The sequence below is a fragment of the Duganella sp. CF402 genome (genome assembly GCF_900109645.1).
Taxonomy (GTDB): Bacteria; Pseudomonadota; Gammaproteobacteria; order Burkholderiales; family Burkholderiaceae_D; genus Rugamonas.
Window position 1 is genome coordinate 16,920 of the sequence record NZ_FOBG01000003.1, and the last position, 16,243, is coordinate 33,162.

Here is a 16,243-nt window from a genome sequence, read left to right on the forward strand (position 1 = left end):
TCTCCTTCAGGCGATGGATTTGGCAGCGTCTTTGATAGCGGCGCGAATGCGCTGATACGTACCACAGCGGCAGATATTCCCGCTCATGGCATTATCGATTTCAGCATCCGACGGATTCTTGTTAGTGCGCAGCAGCGCGGTGGCGCTCATGATCTGGCCACTCTGGCAGTAGCCGCATTGCGGCACGTCGATCTTGACCCACGCATCCTGCACCGCCTTGCCGACTTTATCGGTTTCCATCGCTTCGATGGTGGTGATCTTCTGGCCGGCGGCGGCCGAAATCGGCGTCACGCAGGAGCGGATCGGCTGGCCGCCCAGATGCACCGTGCAGGCGCCGCACAGCGCCATGCCGCAACCGAACTTGGTGCCGGTCATATTCAGGTTGTCACGCAAGGCCCACAGGATCGGCGTCGAAGGGTCGGCGTCTACCTGTACATCTTTACCGTTGATGTTCAAAGTGATCATTCAAGTCTCCTGTTGTCCCTGCGTTGGATATTTACTGCTTAACTTTGCTGAATTTTTCTTCCAGCATTTTGGCGTCGATCGCGCCCGGAATGCGCGAGCCGTCGGCGAAGAAGATGGCCGGGGTACCGGCCACGCCCAGCTTGCGGCCCAGCGCCAGCACTTCATCGTTCGGCGAATCGCACGATGCGGCGGCTGCCGGCGCGGCCTTACCGCCGATCATCCAGTCGTCCCATGCCTTGCCACGATCGGCCGAGCACCAGATGTTCTTCGACTTGGTGAACGAATCATCCGACAGAATGTTGTACATGAAGGTGTAAATAGTGACGTTGTCGGTTTCCTTCAGCGTGGTCTGGCGCAGGCGCTTGCAGTAGCCGCAGTTAGGATCCTCGAACACCGCGATCACGCGCGAGCCGTCGCCCTTGACGGTTTTGATGGCTTTATCCAGCGGCAGGTCGGAGAACTTGATCTTCGAAATTTCGTCGATGCGCTCGCGCGTCAGGTCGGTGCCGGTGGTCAGGTTGAACACGTGGCCGTTGACCAGGTAAGTGGCGGTTTTGTCGGTGTACAGGATGTCGCTGCCGATGCGCACCTCATACAGGCCGGCGTAGGGGGTCTCCTTGACCGAGTCCACCTTGACGCCGACGCCCAGGCGTGGCTCGATCAGCTTCTTGATCGACTCAGTGCTCGGCGGGTTTTGCGCGCCGACACAGGATGCCATCAAAACGGACAACGACAGCAAAGCGATCTTACTCTTTCTCATAACTTCTCCGGTAACGACTGATCACTTGCCCATCGCGTGCGAGATGAGGCGGCGCTTCAGCACAGGTAATTTATCCAACAAGTTTAATCCGAAATTACGAACCACGCGCAGCGGCTCAATATCGGTCTCGAACAGGCGCGCCAGGCCGTCGGTGGTGAGCTGCATCAGCAGCACATCTTCCTTGCGGGCGCGCTCGTAGCGGGCCAGCACGCGGTCGTCGCCGATGCTGCGATGCGACTCGCGTTCGGACAGGGTTTTAATCAGTTGCGCGACGTCGGCGAAGCCGAGGTTCATGCCGTGGCCGGCCAGCGGATGCACCACGTGGGCGGCGTCGCCGATCAGGGCCACGCGCGCGGAGGTCATCTTGTGCGGGCGCACCAGCTTCAGTGGGAAGTCGCGCACCAGCTCCGGCTGCAGCGGCGTCAGGGCGCCGAGCTTTTCGCGGGCGTACACCGCGAGGCGGTCGGCGATCTGCTGCGCCGACTCGGTGCGCAAGGTATCGGCCAGCGCTTCCGGCGCCGACCACACCAGCGATACCTGATTGCCCGGCAGCGGCAGCAAGGCCACGATGCCCTCGGCGCCGGTGAACCATTGGAAGGCCGCGCCGTGGTGCGGCAGTTCGCAGGCAAAGTTGGACACCACCGCGCACTGGTTATAGCTGCGGTAGTCGAAACCGATATCGCACTGGCCGCGCACCCAGGACTGGGCGCCGTCGGCGCCAACCACCAGCGCGGCCTTGATGCTGCTGCCGTCGTCAAGGTGCACGGTGGCGCCGTCTTCAGCGCGCAGCAGGCCGGTGGCGCGGCCGGTGGCCGTCTTCACGTTCTGGGCGAAGCGCAGCGCGGCGTCCAGCGCCTGGTTGAGGTTGCGGTCTTCAAGGATCCAGGTCAACGTGTCGGCGTGGGCGCCGAAGGCGTCGAAGGCCAGGCCGCCCGCGCCGGGACCGTCGCCGTAGACCTGCATGGCGTCGACCGGCGCCACCCGCGCGTGGTCGAGCGCATCCCACACGCGCAGCGACGACAGCAGCTTGTGGGCGGTGTGATTGAGCGCGTAGACGCGGGCGTCCCAGCCCTGCTCCGCCGAAGCGGGCGGCGTTGGCGGCAGCGGCGGGCCGAGCAAGGTCACACCCAGGCCGGCCTGGGCCAGGCCCAGCGCAGCGGTCTTGGCAATCGCGCCATTGCCAACGATACAAATATCACTTTCGATCACGCGCAGCGCTGCGGGAGAGGTGGGCTTATTCATCCAAGCATTATAGCGTTTGTAGGAAATGGAAATTGCCCCTTGCGCATTGCCAGCCATGTGCTATAATTCTGCTCCTTGGCCTGGTAGCTCAGTTGGTAGAGCAGAGGATTGAAAATCCTTGTGTCGGTGGTTCGATTCCGCCCCGGGCCACCAAGAACATCACAAAACGCCGATCTCGCAGTCATGCAGGTCGGCGTTTTTGTTCGTGCGCGAGGATACGATGCCCCAGAGCCCGATGTTGCTGCGCCGCCTGCTGCGCGCCAAAGACCGGATGGACGGCGCTCCCCACGAGGAGTGGCCGGTTGAGCGGCTAGCCGAGGTGAGCTCGGTCTCGGCGGCCTACTTCGCGCGCGAGTTCAAGAAAGCCTTCGGCCTGCCGCCCCATCGCTACCTTCTGACGCGCCGCATCGAGCGCGCCACCGCCCTGCTGCGCGACACCGACCTGCCAATCACCGACATCGCCCTGCAAACCGGCTGGACCAGCCTGGGCACTTTTGGCCGCATCTTCCGCGACATCACCGGCGCCAGCCCCGGCGAACTGCGCGCGCAAGAACGTTCGCTGCCGCAGGCGGGCGCGCAGATCCCCGAGTGCGTCACCCGCAACACGCAGCGGCCGGACCTCAACATCGCAGTTTTGGAGAAGCGCCGCATCAAAGCCGCTGGCAAACTGTAGTCTCTTTCCAAGGAGGCAATATGACGCAAAATATCAATGTGGTGGGTCTGTACGTGCGCGACCAGGACGAAGCGCTGGCGTTTTACGGCAAGCTGGGCTTCGTGGTGCATACCGACGTCAAAAACGGCAATTACCGCTGGCTGACGGTGCAGCATCCGGACCAGCCCTCGCTCCAACTGGGCCTGTTCAAACCCGGACCGCCCGTGCATGACGCCGCCACCACACAAACCCTGAACGAAATAGTGGCCAAAGGCGCGATGCCGCCTTTGGTCCTCACTGTGGACAATTGCCGCGCCGCCTACGACCGCCTGCTGGGCCGCGGCGTGGAATTCACCCAGAAGCCGGTCGAGCGCTACGGCAAGGTCGACGCCGGCTTCCGCGATCCGTCCGGCAATGGCTGGAAGATGATCGAAGCGTCGTGAAGGCTTCGTAACGCCGACCCTACGCTGGCCGGCATTTTATTAAACGGCCGTTCGCGGCCAGCATCAGCAATCCTGCAAAAAGCAGCATCCATGCGGTTGGTTCTGGCACTGCAACCACCGCATTCCCCATACCGGCAGTCAGCTCGAGACTCCCACCCGGATGCAACGCAAGATATCCTGGATCAATAAAAAAGTAAGGGTCGATATAGGCGCTGGCCTCCGCCTCAAACCGGCTACCGGGCGGCGGCATATAGGACGACGCACGGGCGACGAGATTGACGATTGCGAACCCATATCCAGTAATATCGGTTTGTATTCCCAGTGAACCCATGAAATGACCGTTCGTGCCGGTTACCGTGAACGCGCTCTCCATGTAACGGGTACCACCATAGGTCACCATCGAGCATGCAAAACTTGTGCATTCAAGAGAAAAGAACGTATTTTTATAATCACCACCGCGTTCATTTAGACTGAATTGCACTGCGGCTGTGTTCTGACCGGGATAAGAGCTGGAATCAAAAGCGAGATCATGGCCTGACACCGCGTACTCCCCGATAAAACTCAGCGGCACATAGCTATTGGGATCTCCATGTACGGCGACACCATAAAATATCGCGCCCGAGGCCGCCGCGCTTACCTCACCGTGCAGATTAAAAACAGCGGTCTCGGCAAAAACGGAGGGCTTCACGTTGTTAGACACGATCACCCTGGATAGCTTTTCGTAATTGTCAGTGTAGTGCAGATCTTCAGAGATGAAATCTGTCGAATGCGTCGAATTAGTTACCAAGTTGGACATCGGATTTCTGCTGTCAAGGCTGATGTACTCTTGGTAGAAAGTGATGGCATCGGCTGCAGTGGACGGAAGATGATGAGCTAACATCAAGCCCAAAACGAATGCGCGGATACGGCTGGAGCCCAGCATATACACCCCCCTAGTTTATGAATTATGGAATTTGAGGCAGAAGCGGCGTGTAATTTTTGCATTCATTTGTAACAATGTCCAGCATGCCCTCCAAAAATCTCCGGCGTCAGTCACACTTCCTCAAAGTTGCCCTAGCAGTATATTTTCAATAATATATCGTTACCAAATGGATAACCCATCTGGAACGACAATAATCACTACTAGGGCCACTACAATGAAATTCATTCCTCTTCTCGCCGTTGCCGCCGCAACTCTGCTCACCGGCTGCGCCTCCGTGAACATGGCAAACAAAGAAGACTCCGCCAAAGCGAAGCAATTCGCCGCCCCGGCCGGCAATAACGCCGGCCTGTATGTGTACCGCAATAGCTTCGTCGGCAAGGCGTTGAAGAAGGATATCTGGGTAGATGGCAAGTGCCTGGGAGAGAGCGCACCAGATGTGTTTTTCTATACCCAGGTTGAAGGCGGCAAAAGCCTCACCATCTCCACTGAGTCTGAGTTCTCTCCGAATGACCTGACACTGAACGTCGACGCCGGCAAGAATTACTTCGTTCGCCAGTACATCAAACTGGGAGTACTGGTCGGCGGTGCAGGGGTTGAGCTGATGACCGAGCAACAGGGCAAGGCTGATATCGCCCCGCTGGAGATGGCTGTCGCTGGCAAGTGCAGCGTCATGAAATAAGTACACTCCAGCGAAATTGCTTACTTTCTGAATTGCCCCGGCTGGAACTACAGCTCGCGCCGCGCCAGCGGTGTGGCTGCCGGCAGCAGCGGGTTATTTAACTCGAAGATGCGCCGCAGCGGCAAGGCCGAGCGGCGCAGCATGTCGCCGAAGTAATCGTTGAACGCGCGCGCGTAGCTGCCGTCGGCCATCATGCGTTCCAGCCCTTGCTGGATGGTCGCCACCAGCGCCGGATTCGACTTCCTGACGAAGAAGTAGAACGCGCTCGGATAATGCAGCGCCAGGCCGGGCGCCACCATCAGGTCGTCCCAGTGGAAGGCGTCCAGCTCGTTCCATACCTCGAACACCGAGCGCGGGAAGTAATCGGCGCGCGACGAGGACAGCATCTTGAACATGCCACCATAATCGCTGCCGGTCTCCACCCGGTAGCCGTTGGCGAGCAGGATGTCGGTGTCCGGCCAGTCGTGGCCTTGCAGCGCGCTCAATTGCTGCAGGTCGGCCGCGCTGGGGGTGGCCTCGAAGCGCGCGGCGTCGCTGCGGCGGAGCAGCAGCAGGCGCCAGCCGATCAGGCCCATGTCGAGCGGGATGCGCACCGGCAGCAGTTCGGTTTCGCGCTGGCGCGAGGACATGGTCCACAGCACATCGATGGCGCGGCCGTTCTGCAAATCCACCAGTGCGCGCGTCTGGCCCATCTTGTAGGTAGGCGGTTCGATCGCATCCGGCTGCCCGGCGTAGGCCAGCGCCAGGCGCAGCAGCCGTACCGCGTAGTGTTCGGATTGATCGCCCTGCCCCTGCGGTTCGGAGCGCGGATAGCGCACCTGCGTGACTGCATGCGCCGGGCGCGCCGCGGCCAGCGCCAGCATGCCGCCCAGGATCAGTCGTCTGCGTTCAAACATGGGTAGCCGTGCCGCCCGTGCGCCGCCTTGCGCAGCGCTTTGACGGCATACATGGCCTGGTCGGCGTGGCGCATGAGGTCATCCATCACCTCGCCCTGCTGCGGATACATGGCCAGGCCGATGCTGGCCGATGCCGGCAACGCCACCCCGGCCACCACCAGCGGCGTGGCCAGCGCCTTGCTGATCTTGTCGGCGACCTGCTGTACCTTGGCCAGGCTCGACACCTCCTCCAGCAGCACCACGAATTCATCGCCGCCGAGGCGCGCCACGGTGTCGGCCTCGCGCACGCAGGCCGTGATGCGCTGCGCCACCGCCTGCAGCAACTGGTCGCCGGCCGCGTGGCCGTGCTGGTCGTTGACGCACTTGAAGTCGTCCAGATCGATAAACAGCACCGCGCCGCCCGCATGGCCGCGACGGCTGCGCGCCAGCGCCAGCCGCATGCGGTCCTGGAACAGGCGGCGGTTCGGCAGGCCGGTCAGTTCGTCGTAGCGGGCCGCGTGCGCCAGGTCGGCCTGCAGGGCGAAGCGTTCGATCGCGGCAGCCGCCTGCGTGGCGGCGAATTGCAGCAGCTCGTGCTCGGCTGACTGCAGCACGCGAGTACCATTCAGGTCCAGCCGCAGCTGGCCAAAAGCCGCGCCCGGCGTCGACATCGGCACCGTATGCCAGCCGTCCGTCTCGGCCCAGCCGGCGCCGTCCGACAAATAAGTCAGGCGGTCGTCCGGCTCCAGCACGGCCGCCAGCCGGCGCACCGGCAGCAGCGCGCGCAGGGTGGCGTCGAAGGCGCTGAACATGCTGTGCAGGGAGTCGGACTGGTGGGCGGCGGTCGACAAGGCCAGCAAGGCCGCCTGCCGCGCTTCGCCGCGTTTGCGCTCGCTGATGTCGCGCGCCACGCCGATGCGCAGCTTGTCCTGCGGCGACCAGTAGGCAGTCCATTGGAAATGTATGGCGGCGCCGTCCTTGCGCAGGTAGCGGTTTTCAAAGCCGTAGCCGGGGCGCCCGCCAGCGACTTCCGCCATCTCGGTGCGGGTGCGCGGCAAATCGTCGGGGTGGATGAAGTCCTGGATCACGCGGCCGATCATCTCGTCCGGCTCATAACCGAGGACCGTGGTGCAGGCGGGGTTGACGAACGCAATCTGGCCGTCTTCCTTCACAAGGAAAACGACGTCCAGCAACAAGCCAGCCAGATCATGCAGGGTCTTCTCCATGACCTAGCATACCGTAAAAAGGTATTACCCAAGCCCAATATCGTAAGCGCGCGCGGATCCCGTTGTATTTACCACATCAGGTCATCGGGGATCTTGAAGTCGGCGTACGGATCATCCTCCTCCACTTCGGTGCTGGCCTGCTTGACGCGCACCACGGTGTCCGGATTGCGCTCGGCGATCTTGTCGGCGATCACGCGCGGCACCAGCTCGTAGCCGCCGCCCTCGCCCACGATCACCAGCCGGCCCGCCACCAAGTGCTCGCGCACGGCGGCGGTCACGTAGATGCGCTCGACCTTGGTGCCGAAGGTGAAGTTGTAGGCGATATCGCCGTTCCTGCCCTTGTCCTGCTTATTCTGCTGCACCATCTGGGTGATCTGCGCGGCAATGGCTTTCTGCTGCGCGGCGGCGTCGCGTTCAGCGTTGGCCAGGCGCGCCTTTTCGGCGTTGGCGCGCTGCAGTTCCTGCGCGGCCAGCTTGGTTTCATCGACGCTTTCCACACCGGCGCGGCGGTTATCCTTCTGCTGCTTGCTCTTGCTCTGGTGGGCGACCTTCACTTTGTTCTTGTCGACCAAGCCGGCTTTTAATAACTGGTCTGCCAGTCCCATGATGCTAACTCCTTATAAAACGAAGGCGATAGGATACTACAGGCTGTTGAGCAGAACCTGCTTCATCTGCTGGCAATGCGTCTGAATCCTGTCCTTGCCCCAATCGGCCGCATGTTGAAGCATCAGGTGCTGCTTCACGCTGTCGATCGAATTGGCATAGTAATCCTTCTTCGCCACCGGCGAGAAATTGCTCAAGGCAGAGTTCTTGCTATGGCTGATCAGGCACAGGTTGCCGAATGAATGCAGCCACTGGTCATCCAGGATAGCCGCGCCGTCCTTAGGCTGCTGCGGATAGAAGTGCTCGACCGAGCTGCGGAACGTAAAGTAATAGCCGTCCACCCGCGCATCCGTGGTGCGATGCTGGCGCCACAGTAGGAAGTCGAGATAGTTGAAGACCAGGTTGTGGCGTATCGCGCCAAACCGCAGGATTTTTTCCAGCGCCCCGTCCAGCTCCGGCCCGCGCTGCGCCTGGCACTTGCCCTTTTTCTCGTAAATGATGTCGCCATAATCCGCGCCCTCGCCCACCGCCAGGAAACGATCAAACACAAAAGCCTTAGCCACCGACTCCATGTGCTGAAGATAGGCGCCTGCCTCTACCCGATCCGCATGGAACAGGTAGTGCAGCGCGGCGTTCAGCCAGTGCTTGTACATCATCGTCGGCGTAGAAACGTGGAATGCCGACAGCAGCATCAGCAACTGGCGGTTGATGTCCTCCGGCGCAAACGTATGCTCGTAATCGCCCTGGCCATGCCTGCTGCCGGCACGCTCGCGCCACTTGTAGCGGCTGAGGCTCCAGCGGTCCTTGCTCATTTCCCGCTTGATCACATACTGATCCAGCAGGTATTTGCACTTCAACAGGTTGAAAGCGAATGCCTTCACCTTGTCAATTGCATTCTCAGGCTTTAGCACATACTTTTCGAAATGCGCAATCAAGCCCTTGTCATCCAGGCTGACCGGCTCTGTCATGCTCAAGACATGCAGCAGGAAGTTAGGGAAGTTGATGACGGCGTTGAAACGCTCCGGCGCCTCCTCCTTCTCCTTCGGCCGTTCGGACGGCGGCGTGCCTGCAAGGATAGCGTCGAGCGACATCTCCGTGCCGGTTGACGCTTCCTGCCTGCACAGCAGCTGGCATAGCTGCCCGAAGTCCCGGTGCGCAAATCCCCCCCAATCGCGCTCGCCAAACAGCGGCCCGCGCAGTTCCGGCTTGAATGCGGCCTGCACATACTTTTCCATGTCGGCGCAGGCGTCCCAGATCTGCTGGAAACAGTCCTGGCTTTGGGCGCGCTCCTGCGGATCGTGGATATCCTGCAGCACGGCTAGCATCCGCGCCTTCAAAACCTCGTGTTTTTCCAGCTGCTCGCCACGGCTGTTCATGATCTCGAAGTAGTGATTCAGGTCCGTATCCGGCGGCACCTCGACACGCATGATGTGCACGCACTCAAACAGGTAATCGGCAAACGCGTGCCACTCATCGCCGACCAATTGCGGCAGGATTTTCTGCATCAAGCGGTAGCCATTCAGGATGGCGGTGTTGACCTCGTCCTTGTCCAGCAATTCCAACGGATCACGCTTGAACCGGCCGTCGAAGATAGCAGCAAAGGTGCTGGCCGATTTCGGCCTGCTTGCAAAACAAATATTCAATCGCTTGAACCAGGCAAAGCGCGCCGGATCCTGCCGCCGCAGGCAGGATGCCAGCAAGGACAAGGTGGTCAGGCGCTGCTGGCCATCAATTGTCTCGTAAATAGTGCGCGGCGTGCCTTCACGCTTGAACACCACCAGGCTGCCGATGTAGTAATTCCGGCGCTCCTCGCCCGGCTTGGGCATGTAGTCCTTGACGTCCTGGATCAGCTGCGTGATCTCGCCCTCGTCCCACGCGTAGTTACGCTGATACATGGGGATCACGTAGTCGGCATCGTCTTCCAGCATCGCCCTGGCCGAATAAGCTTCAATTCTTTTATCGGTCATAGGTAGCCCATCTCTTTGAAACGCTTCACAACTTCCCCGGCCTTATCCCAGCGCTGCTTGTCGATCTGCGGCAGGCTGCAGCTCAAAAACTCGCCAGGATGCACAGCATCCCGCAGGGTTTTGAACAGGTTATTTTCCAGTACATGGTTATCCATGCTGGCCAGTTGCACCGCCTCGCGTTTAAGGCGCAGACTATAGGCCCAGATGAAAATTTTCTCAACCGCGTGTGACAACCCGGCTGCGCCGAATTTGTCCATGTAGTACATCAAAAGGCAGTCGAACATCTGGCGCACGTAAGCATCGCCGGAGCCTTTGCGACCGGGATAGGTATTCAGCATCTTGATGATGCCGGCCGCCGATTCCGAGAGCCCGGCTAGTGGCGCCTTGCCGCGAATGCGCGTCATCTTGTCCTGATAGTGGGTCATCATCTCGAAGAAGCGCCGGCCGTTGATGATGATTTGATCCAGCTGGAATGGGAATTCCGCAGCTTGATGCACCAGCCGTAAAGGCGCCACGTAAGGATGCTGTTCGCTCTTCGACAAGCTCACGCCCTTGAACAACAGGATATCGTCCTTGCTGAAATACCGGGCCGGTTCGCCCCTGCACCAACTGCGGACGCGATACAGGTAATGAGCAAACAGTTTTTTCAGCTCGCCGGTATCCGTGCTTTCCCAGCGCGCCACGCTGGCCGCCATCAAATGGGCATCGGCGTCGTCGAACTCGCGCAAGTGATAGGCCTTGAGCAGGTCATGGGGATCAAGATCCCTACCACGCGCGTTCTGCGAATCGAAAAACTGGAAGGCTTCCGACACATCATCCAGCTCAAAGGTAACCACTTCACAGCGCGTGAGCAGGAAATCAGTCAACGCCTCAGTGAAGTCTTCGCGGGCGACGATGCGCATGATCTCGTGGTAGTTTTTGTAAATATTGGCCTTGGAAATCTCGCTACTGAACTCCGGCTTGAACATGCCGGCCGCCAGCTCCCGCAAATGCGCGGAGCCGAACTTCTGCGGGTTGTTGAGCAGCGCACGCACTGCCAGCAGGAGAGTAATGATGCGCTGCTGGCCATCGACGATATTGCGGCCCTTCGCGTCGCGATGAAACACGATCGTTCCAAGACGATAGGATTGCCTGGTCTGGTGGGCCGCGATATCAGCGAACAGCTGGTTGACGTTCTTGATCGTCCATTTGTACGGACGCTGGTAAGAAGGGATGAACAGCGTCTGGTCACACAACAGTTTCTTAACGCTGATAATTTGCCGCAGCGGGCCGACAGCCGCCATACGCCTGATCCTTGGATGCAAAATATTCACCGTAACATACATGGCCGGGCGTGTCACCCGGCCTTATGCAAAAAGGCTTACTTCGTCTCCCAGCCGCCGCCCAGCGCCAGGAACAGCGCGATCTGGTCGGACGCCAGCGCGGCGTCGGAGGCGGCCCAGGCGGCGTCGGTGGCGGCCAGCGTGCGGTCGGCGTCCAGCACCGACAGGAAATCGGTGCGGCCATACTGGTACAGGCGGTGTGACTGCTCGGAGGCCAGCGCGCTTTCGTCGCGTGCGGTTTTCAGCGCGGCGTTGCGGTCCAGTTCACGCGCGTAGACGGTCATCGCGCTTTCCACTTCCTTCAGGGCGTTGAGCACCGTGCCGTCGAAACGCGCCAGCGCGCCGTCGGTGCCGGCTTCCGCTTGCGCGATGCGGCTGCGGGCGGATCCGGTGTCGGGTAGCGTCCACGAGATCAGCGGGCCAAGGCTCCAGCGGAAGGCGTTGCCGGCGCCGAAGTGATCCAGCAGGCCGGTGCTGCCGACCGAGGCGCCAAGGCTGATGCTCGGATAAAGGTCGGCCGTGGCCACGCCGATGCGCGCAGTGGCGCCGGCCAGATTGCGTTCGGCCTGGCGAATGTCGGGACGGCGGCGCAGTAGCGCGGCACCATCGCCGACCGGAATCTGCGTGGTCAGGCGCGGCGCGGCCTGGCATTGCAGCAAGTGCATATTCATCTCTTGCGGCGTTTTACCGGTCAGCGCGGCGAGGCGGTAATGCGCTACGCGGTGTTGCGCTTCCAGCGGCGGCAAGGCGGCCTGCAACTGCGCCAGCTGGCTGCGGGCGCGCGCGCCGTCGATGGCGGTACCGCGGCCGGCGCGGGTGCGTTCATCGGTCAGCGCGACAAATTTCTGCTGCAGGTCCACGGCTTGCTGGGCGACGGTGATCTGGCGCACCGCCGCGCAAGCGTCGGCGTAGGCGCGCGCGGTGTCGGCGGCCACCGTCACGCGCACCACGTCCACGCCAGCTTGCGCGGCCTGGGTGTCGGCATTAGCCGCTTCCACCGCTCGGGCGATCTTGCCGAACATGTCGGCCTGGTACGAGACGCTGACGCCAGCGTCATAGGTGAATTTATCCGGCAGTGCGGTCGGCGAGCCTTTCACCACGCCGGAAGAACGGCCGACGCCAGGCGCGGCGCTGACGCTCACCTGCGGCTTGCGCTCGTCTTCCACCTGATCCAGAACGGCGCGGGTCCGCGCCAGGTTGGCGGCGGCCACGCGCAGATCGGTGTTGGCGGCCAGCGCCTGTTCGATCAATTTGTCGAGCACCGGATCGTCGTACAAGCGCCACCAGTGCGCGGGCAAGGGCTCCGGCTTGTAGGCGGTTTCCTGCACGCCAAGGAAAGGTGCGGCCGCTTCGGGGCGCTTGGCCACGGCCTGCTCCGGCACTTTGTAATTGGGGCCGACCGTGCTGCATGCGGCCATTGAGGCCAGCAGCGATAGCGCGGCAATGTTCTTGATTGCGTTCATGGCATCCTCCGCATTACGAGTGCTTGGTTTGCACATCGACCGTCACGGTCTGGCCGGCGATCAGTCGCGCACCGGCCGGCAGCGCATCAAGCTTGATGCGTACCGGGATACGCTGCGCCAGCCGCACCCAGTTGAAGGTCGGGTTCACGCTGGACAGCAGGTTGGCCGAGGTGCTGCGGTCGCGGTCCGCCACGCCGCCGGACAGGCTTTCCACGTGGCCCTTGAGGCGCAGCGATTCACCCATCGGTAGCACCACCACGGCATCTCCGACTTGAATCGCGGGCAGCTTGGTCTCTTCGAAATAGCCTTCCACGTAATAGGAGTCGCTATCGATCAGCGCCATCACGGCGCGGCCGGCGCTGACGTAGGAACCGGCGCGCAGGTCGAGGTTGGAGATGGTGCCATTCACCGGCGACACCACGCGGGTGCGCTCCAGATTCAGCTTGGCGGTATCGCGCGCCACCACGGCTTGCGCCAGCGCGGCACGTAGCTGGTCAACGCGCGACGAGCCCTGCTCCCGCGTTTCGGCCGACACCAGGTCGCGCAGGTCGCTATTGCGGCGCGACTCCTTGATCGCTTGTTCCAGCGTGGCGCGCTGCGCCTGCTCAGCCGCTTCCGCCTGGCGCAAGGCCAGTTCGAAACGCGCGCGGTCGACTTCAAACAGCACCTGCCCGGCCTTGACCTGCTGGTTGTCGTGCACCAGCATGGCGGTGACCTGGCCGGTGACGTCCGGCGCCACTTGCACCACGTCGGCCTTCACGCGGCCGTCGCGGGTCCACGGTTCCACTTCGTAGTGCTGCCACAAGCGCCACGCCAAAGTGGCAGCAATGGCCACCGCGATCATCGTAACGATAAACCGGCCCGTGGCCAGCAAGGAATTTTTGAGGTTCATGATTGGCCCCGATTGGTAATGAAGGTAGAGAAGCTGGCCAGCAAAATAAAGAACAGCGCAAATTCAAACAGCGCGGGATGCCATACCATGCGGTAGAAGCCGACGCGCATCAGCAGCCGTCCCAGCACGCGCGTGCACACCAGCGCGAGGATGGACAACAGCAGCAAGGTGGGGACGTATAGTCCGTACAGGCTCAATTCAGCAGTCACGATGCAATCTCCGGTTGATAAGCGGCCGCGCGCGGGAACAGGTCGCGGCGCATGCTGGCCAGTGCGGCGGCGGCCTGGTGGCGCGCTTCACCGGCGCCGGATGCCGCTGCGGCGCACACGGCGCGCAGTGTGGTGTCCAGCTTTTCCAGCAGCGCGGCAGGCGCCTGGCCGTGTTCATGGCCGCCGCTGCCGAAATGTGCGCCAATGTTTTGCAACAGGGGGCGCAGCGCCACGCCAGCTTGTTCCAGCGTCTGCTGCAAGCCGCATAGCTGCGCCACGTGCAGGCCGACGCGCAGTTCGCGCAAGCCGTCCACCGCCACCGCTCGCGCTTCCGGCGTTGGATGGGCGATGGCGAGGCGCGGCATCAGCAGGCCGATACGATCGACCATGCGGGCGGAAATCGTCAGCAGCGGGGCCGAGGCCACCAGTGCGGCCGGCGGCGCAGCTTGCGCCGCTTGCGCCATTTGCGCTACTTCGCGGCGGGCGGCGCGCAGCATGCGGCGCGCCATCCAGTCGCCGCCCACGGTGCGAATCAGGCTGGTGACGGCGGCGGCGGCGATAAAGCCGAACAGCTGCGCCACCATGCTGTTCAGGAAGCCCGGGATATCCAGCGTGCCGGTATCCTGCAGCGACAAGGTGCCGGCCACGCCAATCAGGAAGGCCAGCGAACTGCCCGCCGTGGCGGGACGCGGCATGAACACGCCGCCGATCAGGAACACCGGCGCAATCACCAGCACCAGCATTTCGTAGCTGTGCACCGCCGGCAGCACGAACATGATGTAGAACGCCGCCACCGGCATCGAGATCACGGTCCATTTGACGAACATGCGGATCAGCGGCACCGGGTTATCCTGCGTGGCGAAGAAGCAGCAGGCCACGCCGGCCATCATCGGCGCAGCGGCGCCGGACGGCCACGCGGTGAAAATCCAGAACGCGCAGCACAGCAGGATCGTCACCGCCGCCGCCAGCGCCGAGCGCAATGCCATGCCGTGGTCGCGGTGCAGCACGGCCGGCGTCAGGTGCGGCGTGTAGCCGGCAACGCCGCCCTGCATCACGGTACTGACGTTGCTGCGCAACTCAAGGCCGTCTTCGCAGGCTTCGATCAGCGCATCCAGACGCTGCGCCAGATTCAGACGCAGGATGGCGCTCCAACCGGCGTTGGCCGGCAGTTCCGGCGTGAGCTGCGCCAGCGCCGCGCGCAGCTGGGTGGCGCGGGCCGGGTCGGCGTCGCGGCCGGCCTGCACCCAGGCAGCGATATCGTCCAGCAGCGCGGTCCACGGCGCCAGGCTATCGGGATCGGTTTCGCGCAGCGCGTTCAAACGGTCTTCCACCGCCAGCAGCAGCGGCACCATGATGGCCAGGCGGTCGTGCAGGCCGTGCACCATGCCGGCGGTCCAGCGCAATTGCGAGGTGTCGAACGGCAGATGGGTCGACATCACGCGCAGTTCGCTGATCTCGCCGGCCAGCGCCAGGCGGGTGTGCAGCGCTTGCGTCTTGTCGGCGCGGGGCTTGAGCACATCCGCCATCCAGCGCTGCGCATCGGCGATGGCGCGGTCCAGACGTCCCAGCAGCGCCGGGCCGACGCCCTGCGGAAACAGCAGCGAGTGCACCACGGTGGCAGACAAAATGCCGATGGTGATTTCTTCCACGCGCGCCAGGCCGCTGTCGAAAATCGAGGCGGGATCGCTCACCGCCGGGAAGCCGATCAGGCCTGCGGTGTACCCTGCCAGCATGAAGACGTAGGAGCGCGGCGTGCGGTCCAGCAGCGAGATGTACAGGCAAAGACCTACCCAGCAGGCCAGCGCCAGCGACAGCAGCTCCGGCGCATTGGCCATGCGCGGCACCATGAAAATGGTGGCGGTACTGCCGATCAGCGTACCGCACACGCGGAACAGCGCCTTGGAGCGCACCGCGCCGGAGAACGGGCTGGCCACGATGTAAGCCGTCATCATGGCCCAGAAGGGACGCGGCAGGCCGGCCGCCAGCGACACGTACAGCGCCAGCATGGAGGCCATGAAGCATTTGAGCGAGAACAGCATCTCGCTCATCTTGGGCGCGTTCATGATGCGTTGCGCTCGGCCAGTACCTGGTCAAGCTTCAGCAAAACGCGCACCGTGGCTTCCACATCGGCTTGCGGGATGTCCTTGAACAGGTCGCGGCGGAATGGCGCCAGCGCTTTTTCAAGGCGGTCGGCCATGCGCTTGCCTTCGGCGGTCAAGGTCAGCGTCTTGGCGCGGCGGTCGCTCGGATCATCCTTGCGCAGCACCAGTCCCGCCGCCACCAGTTGGTCGATGATGCGTACCAGCGAAGGCGGCTCAATGCCGACAGCGTCCGCCACGATCCCCGGACGCACACCGTCGCCCAGGCGATGGATCATCAGCACCGGCCACGCGCTGGCGTGGGACAGCTCGAAATCCGCCGTTAGCGCGTCGGCCGCGCCCTTGTAGGCGCGCGCCGAGTGGATCAGCGTGTGGGTCAGGGTCATCAGGGTTTTGTCGTAGCTGCTCATCGCGGACTCGTTTA

Annotated in this window: 17 protein-coding genes and 1 tRNA gene; 4 read left to right on the plus strand and 14 right to left on the minus strand. The window is 62.4% G+C overall.

Annotation, left to right across the window (positions count from 1 at the left end; genetic code table 11):
* Positions 1–6 precede the first annotated feature (6 nt).
* The 3 genes from BMZ70_RS22245 to BMZ70_RS22255 are packed head-to-tail and all read right to left on the minus strand — an operon-like array spanning position 7 to position 2,467.
* Positions 7–465, minus strand: a complete 459-nt coding sequence (locus BMZ70_RS22245) for a (2Fe-2S)-binding protein (RefSeq protein WP_092279619.1) — start codon at positions 463–465, stop codon at positions 7–9.
* Between the two features lie 31 nt (positions 466–496).
* Positions 497–1,225: a DsbC family protein gene (locus BMZ70_RS22250; protein WP_092279621.1), complete on the minus strand. Its 729-nt coding sequence runs from the start codon at positions 1,223–1,225 to the stop codon at positions 497–499.
* Between the two features lie 21 nt (positions 1,226–1,246).
* Entirely contained in the window at positions 1,247–2,467 is a 1,221-nt protein-coding gene (locus BMZ70_RS22255; protein ID WP_092280343.1) for an FAD-dependent monooxygenase, read from the minus strand.
* 77 nt (positions 2,468–2,544) lie between these two features.
* Between BMZ70_RS22255 and BMZ70_RS22260 the strand changes: the two genes are divergently transcribed.
* The 3 genes from BMZ70_RS22260 to BMZ70_RS22270 all read left to right on the plus strand — a co-directional run bounded on the left by BMZ70_RS22260 (position 2,545) and on the right by BMZ70_RS22270 (position 3,562).
* Positions 2,545–2,620, plus strand: a tRNA-Phe gene (locus BMZ70_RS22260).
* A 67-nt stretch (positions 2,621–2,687) separates the two neighbouring features.
* Entirely contained in the window at positions 2,688–3,140 is a 453-nt protein-coding gene (locus tag BMZ70_RS22265) for a helix-turn-helix transcriptional regulator (RefSeq protein ID WP_092280345.1), read from the plus strand.
* 20 nt (positions 3,141–3,160) lie between these two features.
* Entirely contained in the window at positions 3,161–3,562 is a 402-nt protein-coding gene (locus BMZ70_RS22270) for a VOC family protein (RefSeq protein ID WP_092279623.1), read from the plus strand.
* A gap of 19 nt (positions 3,563–3,581) precedes the next feature.
* Here the strand turns inward: BMZ70_RS22270 and BMZ70_RS22275 are convergent, their stop codons facing one another.
* Positions 3,582–4,484, minus strand: a complete 903-nt coding sequence (locus BMZ70_RS22275; protein ID WP_092279625.1) for a hypothetical protein — start codon at positions 4,482–4,484, stop codon at positions 3,582–3,584.
* 214 nt (positions 4,485–4,698) lie between these two features.
* Between BMZ70_RS22275 and BMZ70_RS22280 the strand changes: the two genes are divergently transcribed.
* Positions 4,699–5,163, plus strand: a complete 465-nt coding sequence (locus tag BMZ70_RS22280; protein WP_092279627.1) for a DUF2846 domain-containing protein — start codon at positions 4,699–4,701, stop codon at positions 5,161–5,163.
* Between the two features lie 47 nt (positions 5,164–5,210).
* Here the strand turns inward: BMZ70_RS22280 and BMZ70_RS22285 are convergent, their stop codons facing one another.
* From BMZ70_RS22285 to BMZ70_RS22330, 10 genes are all read right to left on the minus strand, one after another.
* Positions 5,211–6,059 (minus strand): substrate-binding periplasmic protein, encoded by an 849-nt coding sequence (locus BMZ70_RS22285; RefSeq protein WP_092279629.1) that lies wholly within the window; start codon positions 6,057–6,059, stop codon positions 5,211–5,213.
* Complete coding sequence (locus tag BMZ70_RS22290; protein ID WP_092279631.1) at positions 6,038–7,264, minus strand: sensor domain-containing diguanylate cyclase; 1,227 nt, start codon at positions 7,262–7,264, stop codon at positions 6,038–6,040. The genes BMZ70_RS22285 and BMZ70_RS22290 overlap by 22 nt, the downstream gene beginning before the upstream one ends.
* A gap of 68 nt (positions 7,265–7,332) precedes the next feature.
* Positions 7,333–7,869, minus strand: coding sequence for a DUF2058 domain-containing protein (locus BMZ70_RS22295; protein WP_373922543.1), 537 nt, complete (start codon positions 7,867–7,869; stop codon positions 7,333–7,335).
* Between the two features lie 36 nt (positions 7,870–7,905).
* A complete protein-coding gene (locus tag BMZ70_RS22300) occupies positions 7,906–9,834 on the minus strand; it encodes a DUF262 domain-containing protein (protein ID WP_092279635.1) in 1,929 nt (642 codons plus the stop codon).
* Positions 9,831–11,117, minus strand: a complete 1,287-nt coding sequence (locus tag BMZ70_RS22305) for a DUF262 domain-containing protein (protein WP_092279637.1) — start codon at positions 11,115–11,117, stop codon at positions 9,831–9,833. The genes BMZ70_RS22300 and BMZ70_RS22305 overlap by 4 nt, the downstream gene beginning before the upstream one ends.
* Positions 11,118–11,194: 77 nt before the next feature.
* Entirely contained in the window at positions 11,195–12,619 is a 1,425-nt protein-coding gene (locus BMZ70_RS22310) for an efflux transporter outer membrane subunit (protein WP_092279639.1), read from the minus strand.
* A gap of 13 nt (positions 12,620–12,632) precedes the next feature.
* Positions 12,633–13,511, minus strand: a complete 879-nt coding sequence (locus BMZ70_RS22315; protein ID WP_092279641.1) for an efflux RND transporter periplasmic adaptor subunit — start codon at positions 13,509–13,511, stop codon at positions 12,633–12,635.
* Positions 13,508–13,720 carry a DUF1656 domain-containing protein gene (locus tag BMZ70_RS22320; RefSeq protein ID WP_092279643.1) on the minus strand — a complete coding sequence of 71 codons (213 nt, stop codon included), beginning with the start codon at positions 13,718–13,720 and terminating at the stop codon, positions 13,508–13,510. The genes BMZ70_RS22315 and BMZ70_RS22320 overlap by 4 nt, the downstream gene beginning before the upstream one ends.
* The gene (locus tag BMZ70_RS22325) at positions 13,717–15,783 is read right to left on the minus strand and encodes an FUSC family protein (protein WP_092279645.1); all 2,067 of its coding nucleotides are present in this window, start codon (positions 15,781–15,783) and stop codon (positions 13,717–13,719) included. Before BMZ70_RS22325 ends, BMZ70_RS22320 begins: the two co-directional genes overlap by 4 nt.
* Entirely contained in the window at positions 15,780–16,229 is a 450-nt protein-coding gene (locus BMZ70_RS22330; protein WP_092279647.1) for a MarR family winged helix-turn-helix transcriptional regulator, read from the minus strand. Before BMZ70_RS22330 ends, BMZ70_RS22325 begins: the two co-directional genes overlap by 4 nt.
* Positions 16,230–16,243: the final 14 nt, after the last annotated feature.

What these genes read in the sequence shown, in the direction of transcription:
- BMZ70_RS22245 (WP_092279619.1), bottom strand. Translation starts at nt 465, where the DNA reads ATGATCACTTTGAACATCAACGGTAAAGATGTACAGGTAGACGCCGAC.
- BMZ70_RS22250 (WP_092279621.1), bottom strand. Translation starts at nt 1,225, where the DNA reads ATGAGAAAGAGTAAGATCGCTTTGCTGTCGTTGTCCGTTTTGATGGCA.
- BMZ70_RS22255 (WP_092280343.1), bottom strand. Translation starts at nt 2,467, where the DNA reads ATGAATAAGCCCACCTCTCCCGCAGCGCTGCGCGTGATCGAAAGTGAT.
- BMZ70_RS22265 (WP_092280345.1), top strand. Translation starts at nt 2,688, where the DNA reads ATGCCCCAGAGCCCGATGTTGCTGCGCCGCCTGCTGCGCGCCAAAGAC.
- BMZ70_RS22270 (WP_092279623.1), top strand. Translation starts at nt 3,161, where the DNA reads ATGACGCAAAATATCAATGTGGTGGGTCTGTACGTGCGCGACCAGGAC.
- BMZ70_RS22275 (WP_092279625.1), bottom strand. Translation starts at nt 4,484, where the DNA reads ATGCTGGGCTCCAGCCGTATCCGCGCATTCGTTTTGGGCTTGATGTTA.
- BMZ70_RS22280 (WP_092279627.1), top strand. Translation starts at nt 4,699, where the DNA reads ATGAAATTCATTCCTCTTCTCGCCGTTGCCGCCGCAACTCTGCTCACC.
- BMZ70_RS22285 (WP_092279629.1), bottom strand. Translation starts at nt 6,059, where the DNA reads ATGTTTGAACGCAGACGACTGATCCTGGGCGGCATGCTGGCGCTGGCC.
- BMZ70_RS22290 (WP_092279631.1), bottom strand. Translation starts at nt 7,264, where the DNA reads ATGGAGAAGACCCTGCATGATCTGGCTGGCTTGTTGCTGGACGTCGTT.
- BMZ70_RS22295 (WP_373922543.1), bottom strand. Translation starts at nt 7,869, where the DNA reads ATGGGACTGGCAGACCAGTTATTAAAAGCCGGCTTGGTCGACAAGAAC.
- BMZ70_RS22300 (WP_092279635.1), bottom strand. Translation starts at nt 9,834, where the DNA reads ATGACCGATAAAAGAATTGAAGCTTATTCGGCCAGGGCGATGCTGGAA.
- BMZ70_RS22305 (WP_092279637.1), bottom strand. Translation starts at nt 11,117, where the DNA reads ATGGCGGCTGTCGGCCCGCTGCGGCAAATTATCAGCGTTAAGAAACTG.
- BMZ70_RS22310 (WP_092279639.1), bottom strand. Translation starts at nt 12,619, where the DNA reads ATGAACGCAATCAAGAACATTGCCGCGCTATCGCTGCTGGCCTCAATG.
- BMZ70_RS22315 (WP_092279641.1), bottom strand. Translation starts at nt 13,511, where the DNA reads ATGAACCTCAAAAATTCCTTGCTGGCCACGGGCCGGTTTATCGTTACG.
- BMZ70_RS22325 (WP_092279645.1), bottom strand. Translation starts at nt 15,783, where the DNA reads ATGAACGCGCCCAAGATGAGCGAGATGCTGTTCTCGCTCAAATGCTTC.
- BMZ70_RS22330 (WP_092279647.1), bottom strand. Translation starts at nt 16,229, where the DNA reads ATGAGCAGCTACGACAAAACCCTGATGACCCTGACCCACACGCTGATC.